Source organism: Micromonospora sp. NPDC049274, from assembly GCF_040678875.1.
In the GTDB taxonomy this organism is placed as follows: Bacteria; Actinomycetota; Actinomycetes; order Mycobacteriales; family Micromonosporaceae; genus Micromonospora.
In genome coordinates this window covers 485,147-500,514 of the sequence record NZ_JBFAQS010000001.1, presented here as the reverse complement: position 1 = coordinate 500,514, position 15,368 = coordinate 485,147, and the positions used below count along the sequence as shown (strand labels likewise).

At 72.4% G+C, this 15,368-nt stretch carries 17 protein-coding genes and 1 tRNA gene; 8 read left to right on the top strand and 10 right to left on the bottom strand.

Features of this window, described 5'->3' with window-relative positions; translation table 11 throughout:
* Positions 1-11 precede the first annotated feature (11 nt).
* The 3 genes from AB0K10_RS02270 to AB0K10_RS02260 are packed head-to-tail and all read left to right on the top strand — an operon-like array spanning position 12 to position 2,342.
* Positions 12-536, top strand: a complete 525-nt coding sequence (locus AB0K10_RS02270) for a MauE/DoxX family redox-associated membrane protein (RefSeq protein ID WP_363679102.1) — start codon at positions 12-14, stop codon at positions 534-536.
* The gene (locus AB0K10_RS02265; RefSeq protein ID WP_363679100.1) at positions 529-1,245 is read left to right on the top strand and encodes a thioredoxin domain-containing protein; all 717 of its coding nucleotides are present in this window, start codon (positions 529-531) and stop codon (positions 1,243-1,245) included. Before AB0K10_RS02270 ends, AB0K10_RS02265 begins: the two co-directional genes overlap by 8 nt.
* Positions 1,242-2,342, top strand: coding sequence for a hypothetical protein (locus tag AB0K10_RS02260; protein ID WP_363679098.1), 1,101 nt, complete (start codon positions 1,242-1,244; stop codon positions 2,340-2,342). Before AB0K10_RS02265 ends, AB0K10_RS02260 begins: the two co-directional genes overlap by 4 nt.
* Here the strand turns inward: AB0K10_RS02260 and AB0K10_RS02255 are convergent.
* Genes AB0K10_RS02255 through AB0K10_RS02240 form a run of 4 tightly spaced genes read right to left on the bottom strand, consistent with a single transcriptional unit; the run spans position 2,318 to position 5,018 of the window.
* Positions 2,318-3,076: an ABC transporter ATP-binding protein gene (locus AB0K10_RS02255; RefSeq protein WP_363679096.1), complete on the bottom strand. Its 759-nt coding sequence runs from the start codon at positions 3,074-3,076 to the stop codon at positions 2,318-2,320. The two genes, AB0K10_RS02260 and AB0K10_RS02255, sit on opposite strands and share 25 nt — an antisense overlap.
* A complete protein-coding gene (cbiQ, locus tag AB0K10_RS02250) occupies positions 3,073-3,843 on the bottom strand; it encodes a cobalt ECF transporter T component CbiQ (RefSeq protein WP_363679094.1) in 771 nt (256 codons plus the stop codon). The genes AB0K10_RS02255 and cbiQ overlap by 4 nt, the downstream gene beginning before the upstream one ends.
* A gap of 15 nt (positions 3,844-3,858) precedes the next feature.
* A complete protein-coding gene (locus tag AB0K10_RS02245; protein ID WP_363679092.1) occupies positions 3,859-4,305 on the bottom strand; it encodes a PDGLE domain-containing protein in 447 nt (148 codons plus the stop codon).
* Positions 4,302-5,018 (bottom strand): energy-coupling factor ABC transporter permease, encoded by a 717-nt coding sequence (locus tag AB0K10_RS02240; protein ID WP_363679090.1) that lies wholly within the window; start codon positions 5,016-5,018, stop codon positions 4,302-4,304. The genes AB0K10_RS02245 and AB0K10_RS02240 overlap by 4 nt, the downstream gene beginning before the upstream one ends.
* 263 nt (positions 5,019-5,281) lie before the next feature.
* Here AB0K10_RS02240 and bcp point away from each other — a divergent pair, with 263 nt between their 5' ends.
* From bcp to AB0K10_RS02220, 4 genes are all read left to right on the top strand, one after another.
* Positions 5,282-5,758: a thioredoxin-dependent thiol peroxidase gene (bcp, locus tag AB0K10_RS02235; RefSeq protein ID WP_363679088.1), complete on the top strand. Its 477-nt coding sequence runs from the start codon at positions 5,282-5,284 to the stop codon at positions 5,756-5,758.
* 31 nt (positions 5,759-5,789) lie between these two features.
* Positions 5,790-5,987 carry a hypothetical protein gene (locus tag AB0K10_RS02230; protein ID WP_363679086.1) on the top strand — a complete coding sequence of 66 codons (198 nt, stop codon included), beginning with the start codon at positions 5,790-5,792 and terminating at the stop codon, positions 5,985-5,987.
* A tRNA-Leu gene (locus AB0K10_RS02225) sits at positions 5,973-6,055 on the top strand. The genes AB0K10_RS02230 and AB0K10_RS02225 overlap by 15 nt, the downstream gene beginning before the upstream one ends.
* A 90-nt stretch (positions 6,056-6,145) precedes the next feature.
* Complete coding sequence (locus AB0K10_RS02220) at positions 6,146-6,673, top strand: GNAT family N-acetyltransferase (RefSeq protein ID WP_363679084.1); 528 nt, start codon at positions 6,146-6,148, stop codon at positions 6,671-6,673.
* Between the two features lie 49 nt (positions 6,674-6,722).
* Here AB0K10_RS02220 and AB0K10_RS02215 read toward each other — a convergent pair whose 3' ends face one another.
* Together AB0K10_RS02215 and AB0K10_RS02210 are read right to left on the bottom strand one after the other, a co-directional pair.
* On the bottom strand, positions 6,723-7,769 hold the full coding sequence (locus AB0K10_RS02215) for an expansin EXLX1 family cellulose-binding protein (protein ID WP_363679082.1): 1,047 nt from the start codon (positions 7,767-7,769) through the stop codon (positions 6,723-6,725).
* A 108-nt stretch (positions 7,770-7,877) separates the two neighbouring features.
* On the bottom strand, positions 7,878-8,696 hold the full coding sequence (locus tag AB0K10_RS02210) for an MOSC N-terminal beta barrel domain-containing protein (protein ID WP_363679080.1): 819 nt from the start codon (positions 8,694-8,696) through the stop codon (positions 7,878-7,880).
* A 109-nt stretch (positions 8,697-8,805) separates the two neighbouring features.
* Here AB0K10_RS02210 and AB0K10_RS02205 point away from each other — a divergent pair, with 109 nt between their 5' ends.
* Positions 8,806-9,885 (top strand): LCP family protein, encoded by a 1,080-nt coding sequence (locus tag AB0K10_RS02205; protein ID WP_363679078.1) that lies wholly within the window; start codon positions 8,806-8,808, stop codon positions 9,883-9,885.
* A gap of 99 nt (positions 9,886-9,984) precedes the next feature.
* Here AB0K10_RS02205 and AB0K10_RS02200 read toward each other — a convergent pair whose 3' ends face one another.
* The 4 genes from AB0K10_RS02200 to AB0K10_RS02185 form a co-directional block, all read right to left on the bottom strand.
* The gene (locus AB0K10_RS02200) at positions 9,985-11,439 is read right to left on the bottom strand and encodes a sugar transferase (RefSeq protein ID WP_363679564.1); all 1,455 of its coding nucleotides are present in this window, start codon (positions 11,437-11,439) and stop codon (positions 9,985-9,987) included.
* 172 nt (positions 11,440-11,611) lie between these two features.
* Entirely contained in the window at positions 11,612-12,826 is a 1,215-nt protein-coding gene (locus tag AB0K10_RS02195) for an endo-1,4-beta-xylanase (protein ID WP_363679562.1), read from the bottom strand.
* A 14-nt stretch (positions 12,827-12,840) separates the two neighbouring features.
* Positions 12,841-14,019, bottom strand: a complete 1,179-nt coding sequence (locus AB0K10_RS02190; protein ID WP_363679076.1) for a polysaccharide pyruvyl transferase family protein — start codon at positions 14,017-14,019, stop codon at positions 12,841-12,843.
* On the bottom strand, positions 14,009-15,331 hold the full coding sequence (locus tag AB0K10_RS02185) for an oligosaccharide flippase family protein (protein ID WP_363679074.1): 1,323 nt from the start codon (positions 15,329-15,331) through the stop codon (positions 14,009-14,011). Before AB0K10_RS02185 ends, AB0K10_RS02190 begins: the two co-directional genes overlap by 11 nt.
* Between the last annotated feature and the right edge of the window lie 37 nt (positions 15,332-15,368).

The following is a 15,368-nucleotide window of genomic DNA, read 5'->3' as shown; positions in this document are numbered from 1 at the left end:
CGGGACGACAAATGAACGTGACCGCACCCCCCACCCGGGCCGGCCGTTGGGCGGCCGTCCGGCCCTGGCTCAGCACGGCGGCCCGCCTCGGCCTCGCCGCCGTCTGGTTGGTCGCCGGGGCGTCGAAGGTCGGCGACCTGGCCGCCTCCGGCCGGGCCGTGAACGCCTACCAGGTGCTGCCCTACGACGTGGCGACAGTGGTCGGCGCCGCGCTGCCCTTCGTCGAGCTGGCCCTGGGCGTGCTGCTGCTGCTCGGGCTGGCCACCCGGCTCAGCGCGGCCGTCTCCGTGGCGCTGCTGCTGGTCTTCATCGCGGGGATCTCCTCGGCCTGGGCGCGTGGCCTGGCCATCGACTGCGGCTGCTTCGGCAGCGGCGGGCAGCTCGCCGAGGGACAGGCCCCGAGTTACCTCCCGGAGATCCTGCGGGACCTGGGATTCTTGGGGCTGGCCGGATTTCTGGTGATCTGGCCGCGTACGCCCGTCTCGGTGGACGGGTGGCTGTCCGCCGAACCCGCCGTGGAGGACGAGGATGAGTAGTCGCAAGGGGCAGCGGGACGCGGCCCGCGTGGTCCGCGAGCAACTGGCCCGCGAACGACGCCGCCGCCGCACGCTCTGGGTCTCCGCCGCCGCCGTCGCCGTGCTGGTCATCGCCGGCCTGATCGGCTGGAGCGTCTGGTCCAGCCAACGCTCGGACAGCTTCACCACCCCGCCCGGCGCCAACGGGCCCGGCACCGGCATCGTCACCGGGGGCGGGCCGGTCACCGTCGACGTCTACGAGGACTTCCTCTGCCCGGTCTGCAAGCAGTTCGAGCAGAGCACCGGCGCGACGCTGGAGCAGCTGGTGTCCGACAACAAGGCGAAGGTCGTCTACCACCCCGTCGCGTTCCTCAACCGCTTCTCCACGACCGAGTACTCGACGCGCTCCTCCGCCGCCTCCGGCTGCGCGGCGGCCGGCGGCAAGTTCCGCGAGTACGCCAAGGCGCTCTTCGCCAAGCAGCCACCCGAGGGCAGCGCCGGGCTCGGCAACGACGAGCTGATCGACATCGGCGTCGGCGTGGGACTGGACCGGGGCTCCTTCGGAGGCTGCGTCTCCGACGGCACGTACAAGACGTGGACCGAGCACGTCACCGACGAGGCCGGCCGCAGCGAGGTCACCGGCACGCCCACAGTCCTGGTCAACGGCCAGCCCCTCGCCGACCGCAGCCCGCAGGGCCTCACCGCAGCCGTGGCGGCGGCCGGCAGGTGATCCGTACGCTGCTGGCGCGCGCCACCCTGATCGCCGCCACCGCCTGCGCGGCGACGCTGCTCACCGCGGCGCCCGCCGCCGCGCACGGCGCGGACGCGCCGGACGGCACCGACTACCGCACAGGCGTCACAGGCGTCACGCCGGCCCGGCCCGGCCTGACGGTACGGGCGATCGAGGCGGGCGCCCGGCTGGAGCTGACCAACCGCACCGGCCGTGCGATCGAGGTGATCGGCTACTCCGGTGAGCCCTACCTGCGCGTCGGCCCGGACGGCGTGTACGAGAACAGCCGGTCCCCCGCCACCTACCTCAACCGCACCCTCGCCGGGGACACCGCGCTGCCGGCCGACGCGGACCCGGCCGCCCCGCCGTCCTGGCGGCGCGTCGACGACGGGGTCACCGTGCGCTGGCACGACCAGCGCGCCCTGTGGCAGGAGTCGGCGCCACCCGACGCGGCACGCCTCGCGCCGGAGCGTACGCACCGGGTGCGGGACTGGACGATCCCGCTGCGCGACGGCGCAGACCCCGCGCAGATCACCGGCACGCTGGACTGGGTACCGCCTCCGGACGCGTACACCTGGTGGACCGTGACAATCGTCGGCCTGCTCGCGGTGGGCGCGCTCGGGCTGCTCGCCGCCACCTCCACGGCCGGCGCCCGGGCATTGTCCGCGGTGGGCGTGCTGCTGCTCGTCGGCGGCGCGGTCGCCGTGCTCTACCCGGTGGGGCGGGAACTGGACGCCGGCGCCCGGGGCGTCGGCGGGGTGCTCGCCGGGCTGCTGGGTGGTCAGGTCTGGGCGCTGCTCACCGGCCTGGGCGCGCTCGCCGCCGGTGGTTACGCGCTGGCCCGCCGCCCGGCCGCCGACTTCGCGGTGGCGCTGGCCGGCGCCTGCCTGGCCCTCTTCGCGGGCGTGGCGAACGCGTCGGTGTTCACCCGGTCGGTCGTCGGAGTGCCGTGGTCAGCCGGGGTCGCCCGCGTCATGGTGGCCGCGGTCCTGATCACCGGCGTCGGCGCGACAGCGGCCGGGGTCCTCCGCCTGCACGCCGCCTCCCGCGCCGCCACAGCACCAGCGGGGCGTTACGGCCGGGGAGTGAAGCCGTAGGGGAGTTCGAGACGGTGGCGTGCCAGCAGGGGCTCGTCGCCCAGCAGGTCGAGGGTGGGGGCGTCGGCGACGATCCGGCCGCCGTCCAGGATCACCGAACGTTCGCACAGCTCCGCCGCGTACGGCAGGTCGTGGGTGACCATGAGCAGGGTCACCGGCAGGCCGCGCAGGATCTCGGCCAGCTCGCGCCGGGCCGCCGGGTCCAGGTTCGACGACGGCTCGTCCAGCACCAGGATCTCCGGGTGCATGGCCAGCACCGTCGCCACCGCCACCCGCCGTCGCTGCCCGAACGAGAGGTGCTGCGGCGCCCGGGCCCGATGCTCGCTCATCCCGACGGCGGCCAGCGCCTCGTCCACCCGGGCGGCCAGCTCGGCGCCGCGCAGGCCCAGGTTGGCCGGCCCGAACGCGACATCCTCCGCCACGGTGGGCAGGAACAGCTGGTCGTCCGGATCCTGGAAGACGATGCCCACGCGGCGGCGCACCTCGGCCAGGGTGGCCCGGTCCGGCGTGACGGTCAGCCCGCCGACGTGCACGCTGCCCTCGGTCGGGGTGAGGATGCCGTTCAGGTGCAGCACAAGAGTCGTCTTACCGGCGCCGTTGGGCCCCAGCAGTGCCACCCGGTCACCGCGCGGCACCGTCAGGTCCACCCCGTGCAGGGCCACGTGCCCGTCCGGGTACGCGTACCGGACGCCACGAACGTCCAGCGAGAGAGCGGTCTGCACGACACCGATCATGTCAGCACGACGGCGGCCGCGGCGATGGAGGCCGCCACCACCGGCACGGTCGCCGCGACCAACCACTGACCGGCGGTCGCCGCGCCGTCGCCCTGCCACACGGCGGGCATCCGCCCCGTGTAGCCCCGCGACAGCATCGCCAGGTACACCCGCTCGCCGCGCTCGAAGGCGCGCAGGAACAGCGCCCCGATGCCGGCGGCGAAGCCGCGCAGCTGCCACAGGAAGCGTGGGTCGTCGCCCCGGGAGATCCGCGCCACCCGCATCCGTCGCGCCTCGCCGACCAGCACGTCCAGGTAGCGCAGCATGAACGTGGCGATCTGGGTGAGCACCTGCGGACAGTGCAGCCGGTCCAACCCCACGATCAGGTCCCGGGTGGTGGTGGTCGCCGCGAGCAGCAGCGAGGCGAGCACACCGAGGGTGCCCTTGGCCAGGATGTTCCACGCGCCGTGCAGGCCGTCCTCGGACAGCCGCAGTCCCAGCACCTCGACCCGGTCGCCGGCGCCCAGGAACGGCAGCGCCACCGCGAACAGCACGAACGGCAGCTCGATCAACGCCCGGCTGAGCAGCCAGCGCGGCGCCACCCGGGCCAGCGCCGCCACCGCCGCCACCAGCAGGGCGTACGCCCCGAAGGCCCAGAACGCCTCGCGCGGGGTGGCCACCACGGCGATCGTGAAGACCACCATCGCCACGATCTTGACCTCGGGCGGGAGCCGGTGCACAGGCGAGGTCGACTCGCGGTACAGCACGTGCCCGTGACCGGCACCCATCGACGTACCCCCTGCTCAGCTGGTGTGGCGCGCGGCGGTGACCGCGTCGCCGGTCGCGCCCTCGGCGGCCGTCGCGTCGCCGGTGCTCGACGTGCCGTCGGCCGTGTCGTCGCCAGTGGTCGACGCGTCGCCCCGGCGGCGCAGCAGCCAGAAGGCGCCGCCGCCGATCGCGAAGGTCACCAGCACCCCGAGCACACCGGAGAGACCTGTCGAGACGAAGCTGTTCTCGATGCCCCGCACGCCGTAGTCGGCGAGCGGGCTGTCCCCCAGTTCGTGGTCGCGGGCCTGCTGCGCCGGGCAACTGCCACCGACGATGTTGTCGTCGGCGTCGACGGTGCAGCCCTTGAGCAGGGACGAGTCCAGGCCGTCCGGGTGCGACGAGGCGTAGTTGCTGACGACACCGGCGAGCAGCAGGGCGACCAGCAGACCGCCGGCCAGGAACGCCCAGGTTCGGTTCTTCATCGGACACCTCCGGAGACCTCGACGGCAGGGGTGGCGGGAGTGGGCAGCGCGCGCAGCGCGTACACCAGGTCGGGGCGCACCTTCGCGACGGTGAGCACCGTGGTCGCGGTGATCAGGCCCTCACCGATGCCGATCAGCAGGTGCACGCCGGCCATCGTGCCGGCCAGGCCGGCGAGGTTGCCGCCCAGGTCGGTGGTGCCACCCAGCCAGTACTCGACGACGAACCCCTGGGACGCGACCACCACGCTGAGAAGCGCCGCGACGAACGCCGTGACGGCCAGGCCGGCGCGCGTGCGCGGCAGCACCCGCAACAGCACGGCGATCAGCAGGTACGCGGCGGCGGTGCCGATCAGCGCCATGTTGGTGATGTTCAGGCCGAGCATCGCCACACCACCGTCACCGAAGATCAGCGCCTGCACGACGAGCACCACGGCCACGCAGAGCGCGCCGACCCACGGCCCGACAAGCATCGCGGCGAGCGCGCCACCGAGCAGGTGACCGCTCACACCGGCCGTGAAGATCGGAAAGTTGAGCATCTGGACGGCGAAGATGAACGCCGCGACCAGGCCGGCCATCGGGGCGAGCCGGTCGTCCAGGTCCCGCCGGCCGCGCAGCACGCAAGCGGTGAGCGCGGCGAGCGCCAGGGCCGCGAAGACCGCCGCGACGGGACCGTCGATGATCCCGTTCGAGATGTGCATCGCCAGTGTCTCCACGCGACCTCCCACGCGTCAGCGGACCCTTTCCGGGACCGGCGGGGTCAGCCTATTTCCTAAGACTTGTTGTTGCCAGACTCTGGCAACAACGCATGGCCTTGATCACCTTCGCGGCGCCGGCTCGGTCGCTTGATCGACTCGCTTTCCTGGAAACCGGGGTGTCCGCGGCTCGGGGACACCCCGATTTCACGGAAGGCGAGTTGATCAACGGGCTGGCGCGCCGCCGACGCCGACACCGGCACGCCCGGCGGTAGGGTCGGGCCATGACCGCGCCCGACCGCCTCTCCCCCGGTGACCCCGCACCCGATTTCACCCTCCCCACCGACACCGGCGACCAGCTCTCCCTGGCCGACCTGCGCGGCCGCAAGGTGGTCCTGTACGCCTACCCGGCGGCGATGACCCCCGGCTGCACCAAGCAGGCGTGCGACTTCCGCGACTCGCTCGCCTCGCTCCAGGCGGCCGGCTACGAGGTGGTCGGCATCTCACCCGACAAGCCGGAGAAGCTGGCGAAGTTCCGCGACCGCGACGCCATCACCTTCCCGCTCGTGTCGGACACGGACAGGGCGGTGCTGACCGCGTACGGCGCGTACGGCGAGAAGCAGCTGTACGGCAAGACCGTGACCGGCGTGATCCGCTCGACCTTCGTCATCGACCCCGACGGCAAGATCGAACGCGCGCTCTACAACGTCAAGGCCACCGGGCACGTCGCCAAACTCCGCCGCGACCTCGGCCTGGACTGACCCTGTCGTACGGTCTCGTTACCGTGCGTCAATGGTTCGATACAAGTACACGCCCGAGGCGCCGGCGCAGGCAGCCGCCGTTGCGCGCAACATCACCGAGGTGATGCGCCTGCCCGACGGGCAGTGCACGGTGGGCCACGGCACGATCTCCACAATCCTCAGGGAGGCGGGGCTCAACACCGTCGAAGCCAGACGCTCTAGACTCAGCGAGTTGGCGGGAGTGGCGTAACGGCAGCCGCGATAGGTTTAGGTCCTATTGTCCGAAAGGGCGTAGGGGTTCGAATCCCCTCTCCCGCACAATTCAACACAGGTTTCGTACGCGGGGCCCGCTGTCGAACGCGTCACGGTCGCGGGCCATGAGCCTGGTCGAGCAGCCAGGATGGCGCCGTGACTCTGCGCTTCGTCCTCGATCCCGAGCTGACCCCACGGCTGCGCGCCGAGATCGTCGCCCTCTGGGTGGACGTCAGCAACGCCGGTGGCGCTGTCGGCTTCGTCCCCCCGGTCACCGCCACCGATGTCCGTACGATCGCCGACCCGACATTCGCGGGCATCGCCGACGGGCCGGACCGGCTGCTGGTCGGGTACGACGACGGGCGGCCCGTTGCGGTGCTGGTCTTCTCTGACAACCGGTTCGGCCTCAAGGCGCACTGGTGTGTGCTGAAGCGGGTGATGGTCCACCCGGACACCCAGGGTGCGGGCCACGGGTCGGCGCTCATGCGCGAGGCCGCCCGGCTGGGTCGCGCGTGGGGCCACGAGGCGCTGCACGTGACGGTGCGCGACGGGTTGGGGCTGGACGGGTTCTACCGCCGTCTCGGGTACCGGGAGATCGGCCGGCTGCCGGGAGCGCTGCGGGTGGCGCCGGGCGACGACCGCGACGAGATCCTCATGTGGCTCGACCTGACACCAACCGACTGACAGATCGAACACACCAGGCCGGCGGCCACACCACACCGACACCGACAGATCAGCCGCACCAGCGGGCGGTTGCCCCGGCCGGTCGGGTGGAGGGTCCCTCGGCGGCCGGGGTGGCCGGGGCGTTGGCCTTCGCCACCTCGGCCGGGCGGCGCGCCGGTGTCGGCGTACCGCCGGGTCGGGCCTTCGGCGGGTGGGCCGTGGCGGACGGGCGCGGGATCTTCGCCACGACGCCCCGCTCGTACATCCGCACCACACTGTTCTGGACCTGGCCGGGCGTCATGCGGATGCCGGAGACGGTGACCCGGTGTCCGTACACGTCGGTGACCCGAACGCTGTACGGGCCGGGACCCGCGCCGGAGGCCAGCAGCCAGTAGTTGTAGTCCTGTCGGGCGGTGGCGCGCCACGGCCCGTCGTCGTCCTTGCGCACCTCGACGGCGCGCAGTGGGTTGCCGTGGTTGCCGACCCGCACGGCGAACCAGAACTGCGACGCGCCCTCCTTGATCCGGAAGGTCAGCGGGCCGGGCAGCGGAGGGTTGACCACCGCACGGTAGGTGACCTGGACGAGGCCCTGGACCGGGTCGGCGATCCGGGCGAACGCTTCTCGGGACAGGTCGAGGTGCCCCGGCTCGCACTCCGGGCACTGATCCATGATCAGGACCCGGACGGCGCCCTTCGGGCCGGTGACGTCGAGGAAGCCGCCGCAGGCGGCGCCGGCAGCGTACTCGGTGGGGCCGAGCGCCACGTAGAGCCGGTTGGCCGGCGCCGCGGGGTTCGAGCAGTTACCGCCGGCGCCCTTCGAGTCGTAGAAGGTCGCCTTGCCGCTGTGGGTGGCGGTGCCGGTGGGTGGCGCGGCGGCGAGCGTCCGCCCGGCCGCGCAGGCCGGGGCGGAGCCGGACCGCAGGGCCAGGGTCAGCCCGAGCGCCGCCGCGAGCACTGTGACGCCGGTGGCGACCAGCCAGGGCAGCGGGCCGGACGGGGACGCGGGCCGCTCCTGCGGAGCACGGTCGAGGTCGAGGTCGATGTCGACGCCCCTGACGTCCACACCTCTGACGTCGCTGCTGCTGTCGACGCCGCCGGGAGCGCTTCCGTCCGTCACGTCGGCGATGCTGCCGGACCCCGTGTGAGCGGACAAGCCGGATAAGCGAAAGCTAAGACAGCATCGACGGACGGTGACGGGTGCTCACCTGTTCGCTGAGCCGGCCGGTCAGGGTTCGATGACGACCGGGTCGTCGACCCGCAACGGACCACTGTCGAGGGGCACCACGTTCAGTCCGAAGAGGAGCTTCTTGCCCACGTGGCGGTGGCGTCCGAGGGTACGCAGCGGTTCCTTCCCGCGTACCCCGGTTTCCTGGTCGGTCGTGGTGACCACGCAGCGGTCGCACGGCCCGGCGGCGCGCAGCCGCCGGTCGCCGATGCGCAGTGACCTGCCGGCCCAGCCGTCCTCCGCCCAGGCCGGCACGCCGTCGACGACCAGGTTGGGCCGGAACCGGGTCATCGGCACCGGCTCCTCCCCCGCCTCGGCGAGCCAGCCGTTGAGCGCGTCGAGGGAGGCGACGTTCGTCAGCAGCAGCGGGTAGGCGTCGGCGAAGCTGACCCGGTCGCCGGTGTCGTGCTCGCGCGTGCCTGCGGCCAGGTGCCGGGCCGGGCTGGCCAGCCAGACCAGTCGGACCGGCCGGCCGAGGAGCGCGCCGAGCCAGGCGTCGGCCGCCGGGCCGGCGGGCAGCGCGGGCACCCGGATCGTCCGGCTGCGGAAGGTCCGCACCGGCACCGGTACGCCGCCGGCCGGCTCCGGCACGTCCAGGTCGGGCTGCCCGTCGGCGCGCAGCACCAGGCCGCCCGGGCGCACGGTGGCGCGCAGGCCGACCAGCCTGGTGGTCTCCCGCTGGGTGACGCCGACGCCGTCGGCGTCGACCACCATCCAGCGTCGGTCGCCGGCCAGGCCCCACGGCTGCACGAACGCGCCGTCGTGGTCGAGTCGGTGACAGCCCTTGACGGGGTACGTGTGGATCGAGGTCAACCGCACCCGGCCACCATGCCACGCCGATGCCGGCGCCGGGGCATCGGTGGTGGGCGTGGCTGGCCCGGTGGGCGAGGGTACGCGGCGGAGAACCAGCTTCAGTAGCATCGCGCCCATGCCACATCGTGAACAGACCTCGGAGCCCGGGACGGAACCGACGACCGGCACCGCCGGCTCTCCGGAGCCCACCGAGGGATCCACGCCGGACGGTCCGCGGCCGCGTCGCCGGTGGCGGCGGATCATCCTGATCAGCCTGCTGGTGCTTGTGGTGCTAGGCGCCGGTGGCGCGGTGGCCGGAGGGCTCTACCTACGTTCGGTCGAGTCCGACATCGAGCGGGTCGACGCCTTCGACGGCGTGCCCGAGGAGTCCCGTCCCCAGCCCGCCGTCACGGGTGCCACGAACATCATGATCCTGGGCAGTGACTCCCGTGACCCGGAGCGGACGAGCGGGTCACGTACCGACACGATCATCCTGGCCCACCTGCCGAAGGACCGGTCGAGCGCACAGCTGATCTCGATCCCCCGGGACACCTGGGTGCCGGTGCCGAAGTCGAAGGACGGCAACCACGGCGGACGGGACGCGAAGGTCAACGCGGCCTACGCCTGGGGTGGGGTACCGCTCATGGTGCAGACCGTGGAGTCGTTCACCGGGGTCCGGGTGGACCATGTGGCCCTGATCGACTTTGCCGGCTTCAAGGAGATCATCGACGCGTTGGGCGGCGTCGACATCGACTCGGAGAAGAGCTTCACCTCGATCCATCCGCCGTTTCGCACGTTCAAGCAGGGCGTGCAGCGGATGGACGGTGAGGCCGCCCTGGACTACTCGCGTCAGCGCAAGCAGTTCGCGGAGGGCGACTTCGCCCGGATCCGGCATCAGCAGCAGGTGATCCGCGCGATCATCGACAAGGCGTCGTCCGGCGGCATCCTCACCAACCCCGCCAAACTCAACAGCTTCCTGAAGGCCACCTCGAACTCGGTATCGGTGGACAAGGAGCTGTCCCTGCTGGACATGGCGACGCAACTGCGCGGGGTCCGGGGCGGCAACATGACGTTCCTGACCAGCCCCACCAAGGGCACCGGTCAGGTCGGCTCGGAGAGCGTGGTGTTCGCGGACAAGGCACGGGTCAAGACGTTCTACGACGCGGTCCGGCGGGACTCGGTCCGGGAGATCGTCAGCCTCGGCTCCAAGAAGTGACAGGCGGCCGGCGCGGGACAGGCCGGCCGATCGGGGTATTCGACGGGCGGTGGCCGTGGGGCCGCCGCCCGTCGCCGTGGGGCGGGTGCGGGCACCCGGTCAGTACGCGCCCCTGCGGGCCAGCACCACGCTCACCGTCTTCCAGAGGATGGCCAGGTCGTACAGCAGCGACCAGTTGTCCACATAGTGCAGATCCAGGCGGACCGCGTCGTCCCAGGTCAGGTCGGAGCGACCGGAGATCTGCCAGAGGCCGGTGATGCCCGGTCGCACCAGCAGCCGTCGGCGTACGTCACCGCGGTAGTCGTCGTCCTCGGTGGGCAGCGGGCGCGGGCCCACGAGCGACATCTGCCCCAGCAGCACGTTGATGAGCTGGGGCAGCTCGTCCAGTGAGAGCGCCCGCAGGTGTCGGCCGATCGGGGTGACCCGGGGATCGTCCTTCATCTTGAAGAGCAGCCCGTCGCTCTCGTTGCGGTCCCGCAGGGTCGCCAGCCGCTCCTCGGCGTCCAGGTACATGGTCCGGAACTTCCAGACCTTGAACGCCCGGCCCTCGTGGCCGATGCGGGTCTGGCGGAACATCACCGGCCCCGGGCCGCTGGCCTTGATGGCCACCGAGATGGCGAGCAGCACCGGGCTCAGGACGACCAGGCCCACCAGGGCGGTGACCCGGTCGAGCACGTTCTTGGCCAGCAGTGACAGGCCCGAGATCGTCGGTTCGTCCACGTTGAGCAGCGGCAGACCCTCGATCGGCCGGACGTGGATGCGCGGACCGGTGACGTCGGTGACCTGCGGGACCACCACGAGGTTGAGGCCGGTGCCCTCCAACTGCCAGGCCAGCTTGCGCAGCTCGTACGACTCCAGGCTGGCGGGGCCGCACACCGCGATGGTGTCGGCGCCCAGCTGCTGGACCAGCGGGACCAGGTCCCAGCCCACGTACACCGGCACCGGGGCCGTCACCCGCGCACCCGGGCTCGGGTGACGGGGCAGGTGGATGGCGACCGGGTGCAGCCCGGCACCGTAATTGCGGGTCACCACCTCGTGCAGGGCGAGCGCGTCAGCGAGCCGTCCGACCAGCAGCACCTTCTGCGCCGCCCGCCCGGTACGCCTGATGCGGCGCAGCACCACCCGGGCGGCGAACCGCACCACAAGCGTGTACAGCAGCAGGCAGATGATGATGGCGGCGACCGTCGCCCGGGACAGGTCCTTCTTGAAGCCGAGCGCCAGGAAGGACACCGTGGCGGCCATCGCGAGGTTCGCCCGCGCCACCCGCTTCAGCTCCTCGGTGCCCAGCCCGAGCGCCCGCCTGTCGTACGCCCCGGCCGCGACGAGCAGGACCAGCCACCCCACCGGCACACCGATGTTCGTCACCAGGGTGAAGGAGCTGACGTTGCCCAGCACCCGCTGGTCCCAGAAGCCGGCATCGGCCTCGTCGAGCAGGGCGATCACCGTTCGGCTGGCGGCCAGGGCGGCGAGCACGTCGAGGAGCACCAGCCAGGCCACGTACCGTCGGCGCCAGTTGGCCCGCGGCGCGGGACGCGCGAAAACGGATCGGGCCATGCCGTTGGAGGGGGGCGTGATCACCCCCAGGTCGGGGTCGAACCTCGGTGCTTGCTGTGGGGTGACAGCAGTGAGGAACTGGGTGTGCGCGGACACGATCTTCCTTTCACCGACGCATGTCGTCAACGCTCGGGGGTCGGTGGCCGGCGCCTTCGGCCACCGAGGGGTGGGCTCAGCCCGGGCCTGGCCCGGCTCCGGTGGGTGACGGGAGCCGGCGGAGTTGGTCCATGAGAGCGGCGTGGGCCGGTTTGGGGACCAGGGCCGCGTCGAAGATGCAGGCGGCACCGTAACCCGGGTGGTAGCTCGGGATCCAGCTACGGGCGTCGCTGAAGCCCCAGACGGTGAATGAGACGCAGGCGGTCACGGCGAGGCATGCCTGGAGCACCTGCCGGTAGAGCGCCGCCTGGCGATCCCGCTTCGCGGCGGTCTCCGGCAGCGCGATGCGCACGTCGAGTTCGGTGATCGCCACCGAGACGCCCAACCGCGCGAAGCGTCGCAGGTTGCCCACCATGTCGCGGGGCTGCTCGTCCCAGCGCAGGTGGCTCTGGAACCCGACCCCGTCCACCGGCACACCGGCGCGACGCAGCTCCCGTACCAGGTCCAGGAGTCCATCGGCCTTGCGGGTCCGGCCCTCGATGCCGTAGTCGTTGATGAACAGCCGCGCACCAGGGTCGGCCGCGTGCGCCCACCGGAACACCTCGGCAATGTAGCCGGGGCCCAGCTTGCGCAGCCACATCGTGTCGCGCAGCGAACCGTCCTCGTCGAGCGCCTCGTTGATCACGTCCCACGCCCAGACCCGACCGCGGTAGCGGGACACCACGGTGGTCACGTGGTCCCGCAGGACCGTTCGGAGCTGCTCCGCGGACCACTGCGGGTCCACCCACCGGGGTACGTCGCTGCGCCCCAGCAGCGTGTGGCCGTAGACCGACTGGTCATGCTGCTCGGCGAAGCCGACCAGCTGATCGGCACCCGCCCACGTGTACACGTCCGGCGACGGCTCGAGGTTGGCCCACTTCATGGCGTTCTCGGGGGTGATCGCGTCGAACTCCGAGCCCAGCAGCTCGACGTAATCGGCGTCCAGGCTCACCCACCGGCCGTCCGCCGCCGAGCCGACCCGGACCGTCGGCGGCATCAGGTCGCGCAGGGCCGGCGGTCGGGACGCCGTCGGCGCCGGCACGGTCGGCACAGCGGGGGCGGTGGCCCCCCCGGGCGTGCGCTGGATCCCGTACACCACCGTCAGGCCGGTGGCCAGAAGCGCGACGACCACGAGGACGAGGGCCACGGCCAGCACGGCCCGGCGCGGTCGGCTGGCCGGGGTCGTCGCCGGTGCCACGACAGGCGGAAGGGGCGCGGCCGGCGCTGGTGTGGTCGGCTCGCGCTCCTGCATGGACACCCGGCTGGTCACCCTGCGGACGGATCTGCCACGGCGGCGAGCGCCCAGGGCGCCCGAGTGAAGTTCCACCGTGCCCGCTCGGTGAACTCCTCGCGTGTGAGACCGGGCACCGCGTCGTCGGTGAGCATGCCGGCCAGCACCCGCGTCACCTCGGCCGGATCCTCGGGGACCCGCCCGAGCCGCAGGGACGGCGGCTGGTCGATGTCGTCGAGGAAGTCGTCACACTTCTGCTGGTAGGGCACCAACGCGAAGGGCACGCCGGCCAGATACGCGAAGACCGCGCCGTGCAGCCGCATGTGCAACCCCAGGTCGCAGCGCTTCATCTCGTCCCAGCAGGCTCGTACGCCGTCGCGCGCGGTCACCACGCGCACCTCGCAGTCGTCGGCCACCGCCGCGCGGAGCCGCTCGCTGATCTGCTCGTCGCCGTGCTCGGCATGGGTGTTGAAGACGAAGACGGTGACGTCCACCGGTTCCTTACGCACCAGTGCCCGCACGCCCTCGACCAGTGCGGTCTCGCGCCGTCGCACGTCCGGCGCGGCGGCCTCGTAGTCCACGCCGAGCAGGGTCACCCCGAGGCGGGCCCGAGCGCCTGGCGCCGGGCGGGGCCGGCGGAGTGGGATCGGCTCGCCCAGCGCCTCGGGCAGGAGGCCGGCGAGGTCACCCGCCTGGATGAGCAGACCGGGATAGCCCGCGCGGCGCAGGACCTCCGCGGAGGCGGCGTCACGGACCCCGATGACGTCGATCCGCTTCAGCACCTCGACCAGGCGGCGCTCCGCGGCGGCGGACAGGAACGGGCCGATCGAGACACCGACCGCTGCCATCGGATGCCCGGAGAATCGGCTGAACAGGCTGAACAGCCTCTTCTCGCTCAACGGTCCCATGTCCCGGAAGACCGAGCCGCCACCGAAGATCAGCATCGAGGAGCGGCTCAGCAGGGTCGCCTTGCTCAGCAGCGCCCCCGCGCGATCCCTGGCACCCCGGCCGCCGTACCACCGAGGGCTCATGCCCACGCTCGCCCCGGGCAGGTCGACCATCGGCGGAGCGGCGAAGACCGGGTGAGTGGCACCCCAGTAGCTGCGGGTCGCCCAGTCCAGGACGACACAGAAGGCGTTGTCCCCGACGTTCTCCATGCCGTAGTACCCGACCACGAGGGGACGCCGAGCCGCGGCACTCGGTTCAGGACGCACGCGGGGCCCTCCTCGGAAGTCGCTGGCGCAGATCGTGCCACGACGGCAGCTCGGCGTCCCCGACGACCCGTCGGCGGACCGCCGTCCAGAACAGCACACAGAGGACGATCTCCGCCGCGACGGTCGCCGCCGCCGCACCCATGATGCCCCAGAGCGGCGTGGCGACGGCGAGGGCCACCAGGAACACGAGGGCGCCCACGCCCTGATAGGCCACCTTGCGACGCAGCAGGCCGCCGCTGGTGAGCAGCGAGGCCACCGCCGCGCCGGCGAACCGGAACGGAATGGCCAGGGCGAGCACGGCCAGGACGGCAGCGGACTCCGCGTACTCCCGACCGAGCAGGAACGGCAGCACCGGCATCCCACCGAGCGCCACCAGCGCCGCGATGACCACACCCAGCACGAACATCCCGGTGCCGCCGTAGCGGTACGCCATCAGGATCGCGCCCCGGTCGGTCTGCGACCAGCGGTGCAGCTTGGCCAGGAAGTACTGCTGGAAGACCACGCGGGGCACGAGGTACACGGCGGTCAGCACGGACATCGGCACGGACAGCACCGCGGCCGCCTCGGGACCGCGCACCTCGGCGACGGTCACCGTGCCCAGATAGATGCCGAGCAGGTAGAACACGTTGCCCAGCACGAACGGGGTCGCGGCCCGGGCGACAGCGGTCACCGGCACCGCCGGGCCGGGTGGCCCCGTGGCTGCCGCGTGCCCCTCCAGCGGCATGTCCCCACGGAGGAAGGGCCGCATGACGACGGCACAGGCCACCACGGTCAGCAGGGCGACCAGGGCGTAACCGGCCGCCGCCACCACCACCGAGAACCCGAACAGCCACACCGCCAGCACCACCAGCACCCGGCCCAGGTGCGGAGCGGCCTGCAGAGCCGACAGGCCGGCGTACGCGCCGCGCAGTTGCTGCACCGATGCGACGAGCGCGAGGCCCGCCTGCGCGACGACCACGCTGGCCAGCAGCGCACGCACCCCGCCCTCGGCCGGATCGTGCATCTCGGCGCCGCTCCAGGCCAGCGTGCCCGCGACGAGCAGCACGCAGGCGATAAGCACCAGACGCAGCGACGGGCGCACCCAGCGGTAGGCCCGCTCCCCCTCCTGCCCGAACCGCTGCAACCAGAGCTCGGAGACACCGAAGACCGCCAGCGGCGCGGTCAGTGACACCACGGCGAGGGCGGCGGTGAACGTCCCGAACGCGGCCGGGGGCAGGCTGCGGGCCAACACGATCTGGGTGGCGAAGGCCGCGACGGTGACGCCTACCTGACTCAGGCCCAGCATGCCCAGATGGCCCAGGACCCGGGTCACCCGTCCGCGCGACGCCGCCGGGCGCACCGGGCTGCCG

Bases quoted from the DNA above. Each gene is read 5' to 3' on its own strand.
- AB0K10_RS02270 (WP_363679102.1), top strand. From the start codon at position 12: ATGAACGTGACCGCACCCCCCACCCGGGCCGGCCGTTGGGCGGCCGTC.
- AB0K10_RS02265 (WP_363679100.1), top strand. From the start codon at position 529: ATGAGTAGTCGCAAGGGGCAGCGGGACGCGGCCCGCGTGGTCCGCGAG.
- AB0K10_RS02255 (WP_363679096.1), bottom strand. From the start codon at position 3,076: ATGATCGGTGTCGTGCAGACCGCTCTCTCGCTGGACGTTCGTGGCGTC.
- cbiQ (WP_363679094.1), bottom strand. From the start codon at position 3,843: ATGGGTGCCGGTCACGGGCACGTGCTGTACCGCGAGTCGACCTCGCCT.
- AB0K10_RS02245 (WP_363679092.1), bottom strand. From the start codon at position 4,305: ATGAAGAACCGAACCTGGGCGTTCCTGGCCGGCGGTCTGCTGGTCGCC.
- bcp (WP_363679088.1), top strand. From the start codon at position 5,282: ATGACCGCGCCCGACCGCCTCTCCCCCGGTGACCCCGCACCCGATTTC.
- AB0K10_RS02230 (WP_363679086.1), top strand. From the start codon at position 5,790: ATGGTTCGATACAAGTACACGCCCGAGGCGCCGGCGCAGGCAGCCGCC.
- AB0K10_RS02205 (WP_363679078.1), top strand. From the start codon at position 8,806: ATGCCACATCGTGAACAGACCTCGGAGCCCGGGACGGAACCGACGACC.
- AB0K10_RS02200 (WP_363679564.1), bottom strand. From the start codon at position 11,439: ATGGCCCGATCCGTTTTCGCGCGTCCCGCGCCGCGGGCCAACTGGCGC.
- AB0K10_RS02195 (WP_363679562.1), bottom strand. From the start codon at position 12,826: ATGCAGGAGCGCGAGCCGACCACACCAGCGCCGGCCGCGCCCCTTCCG.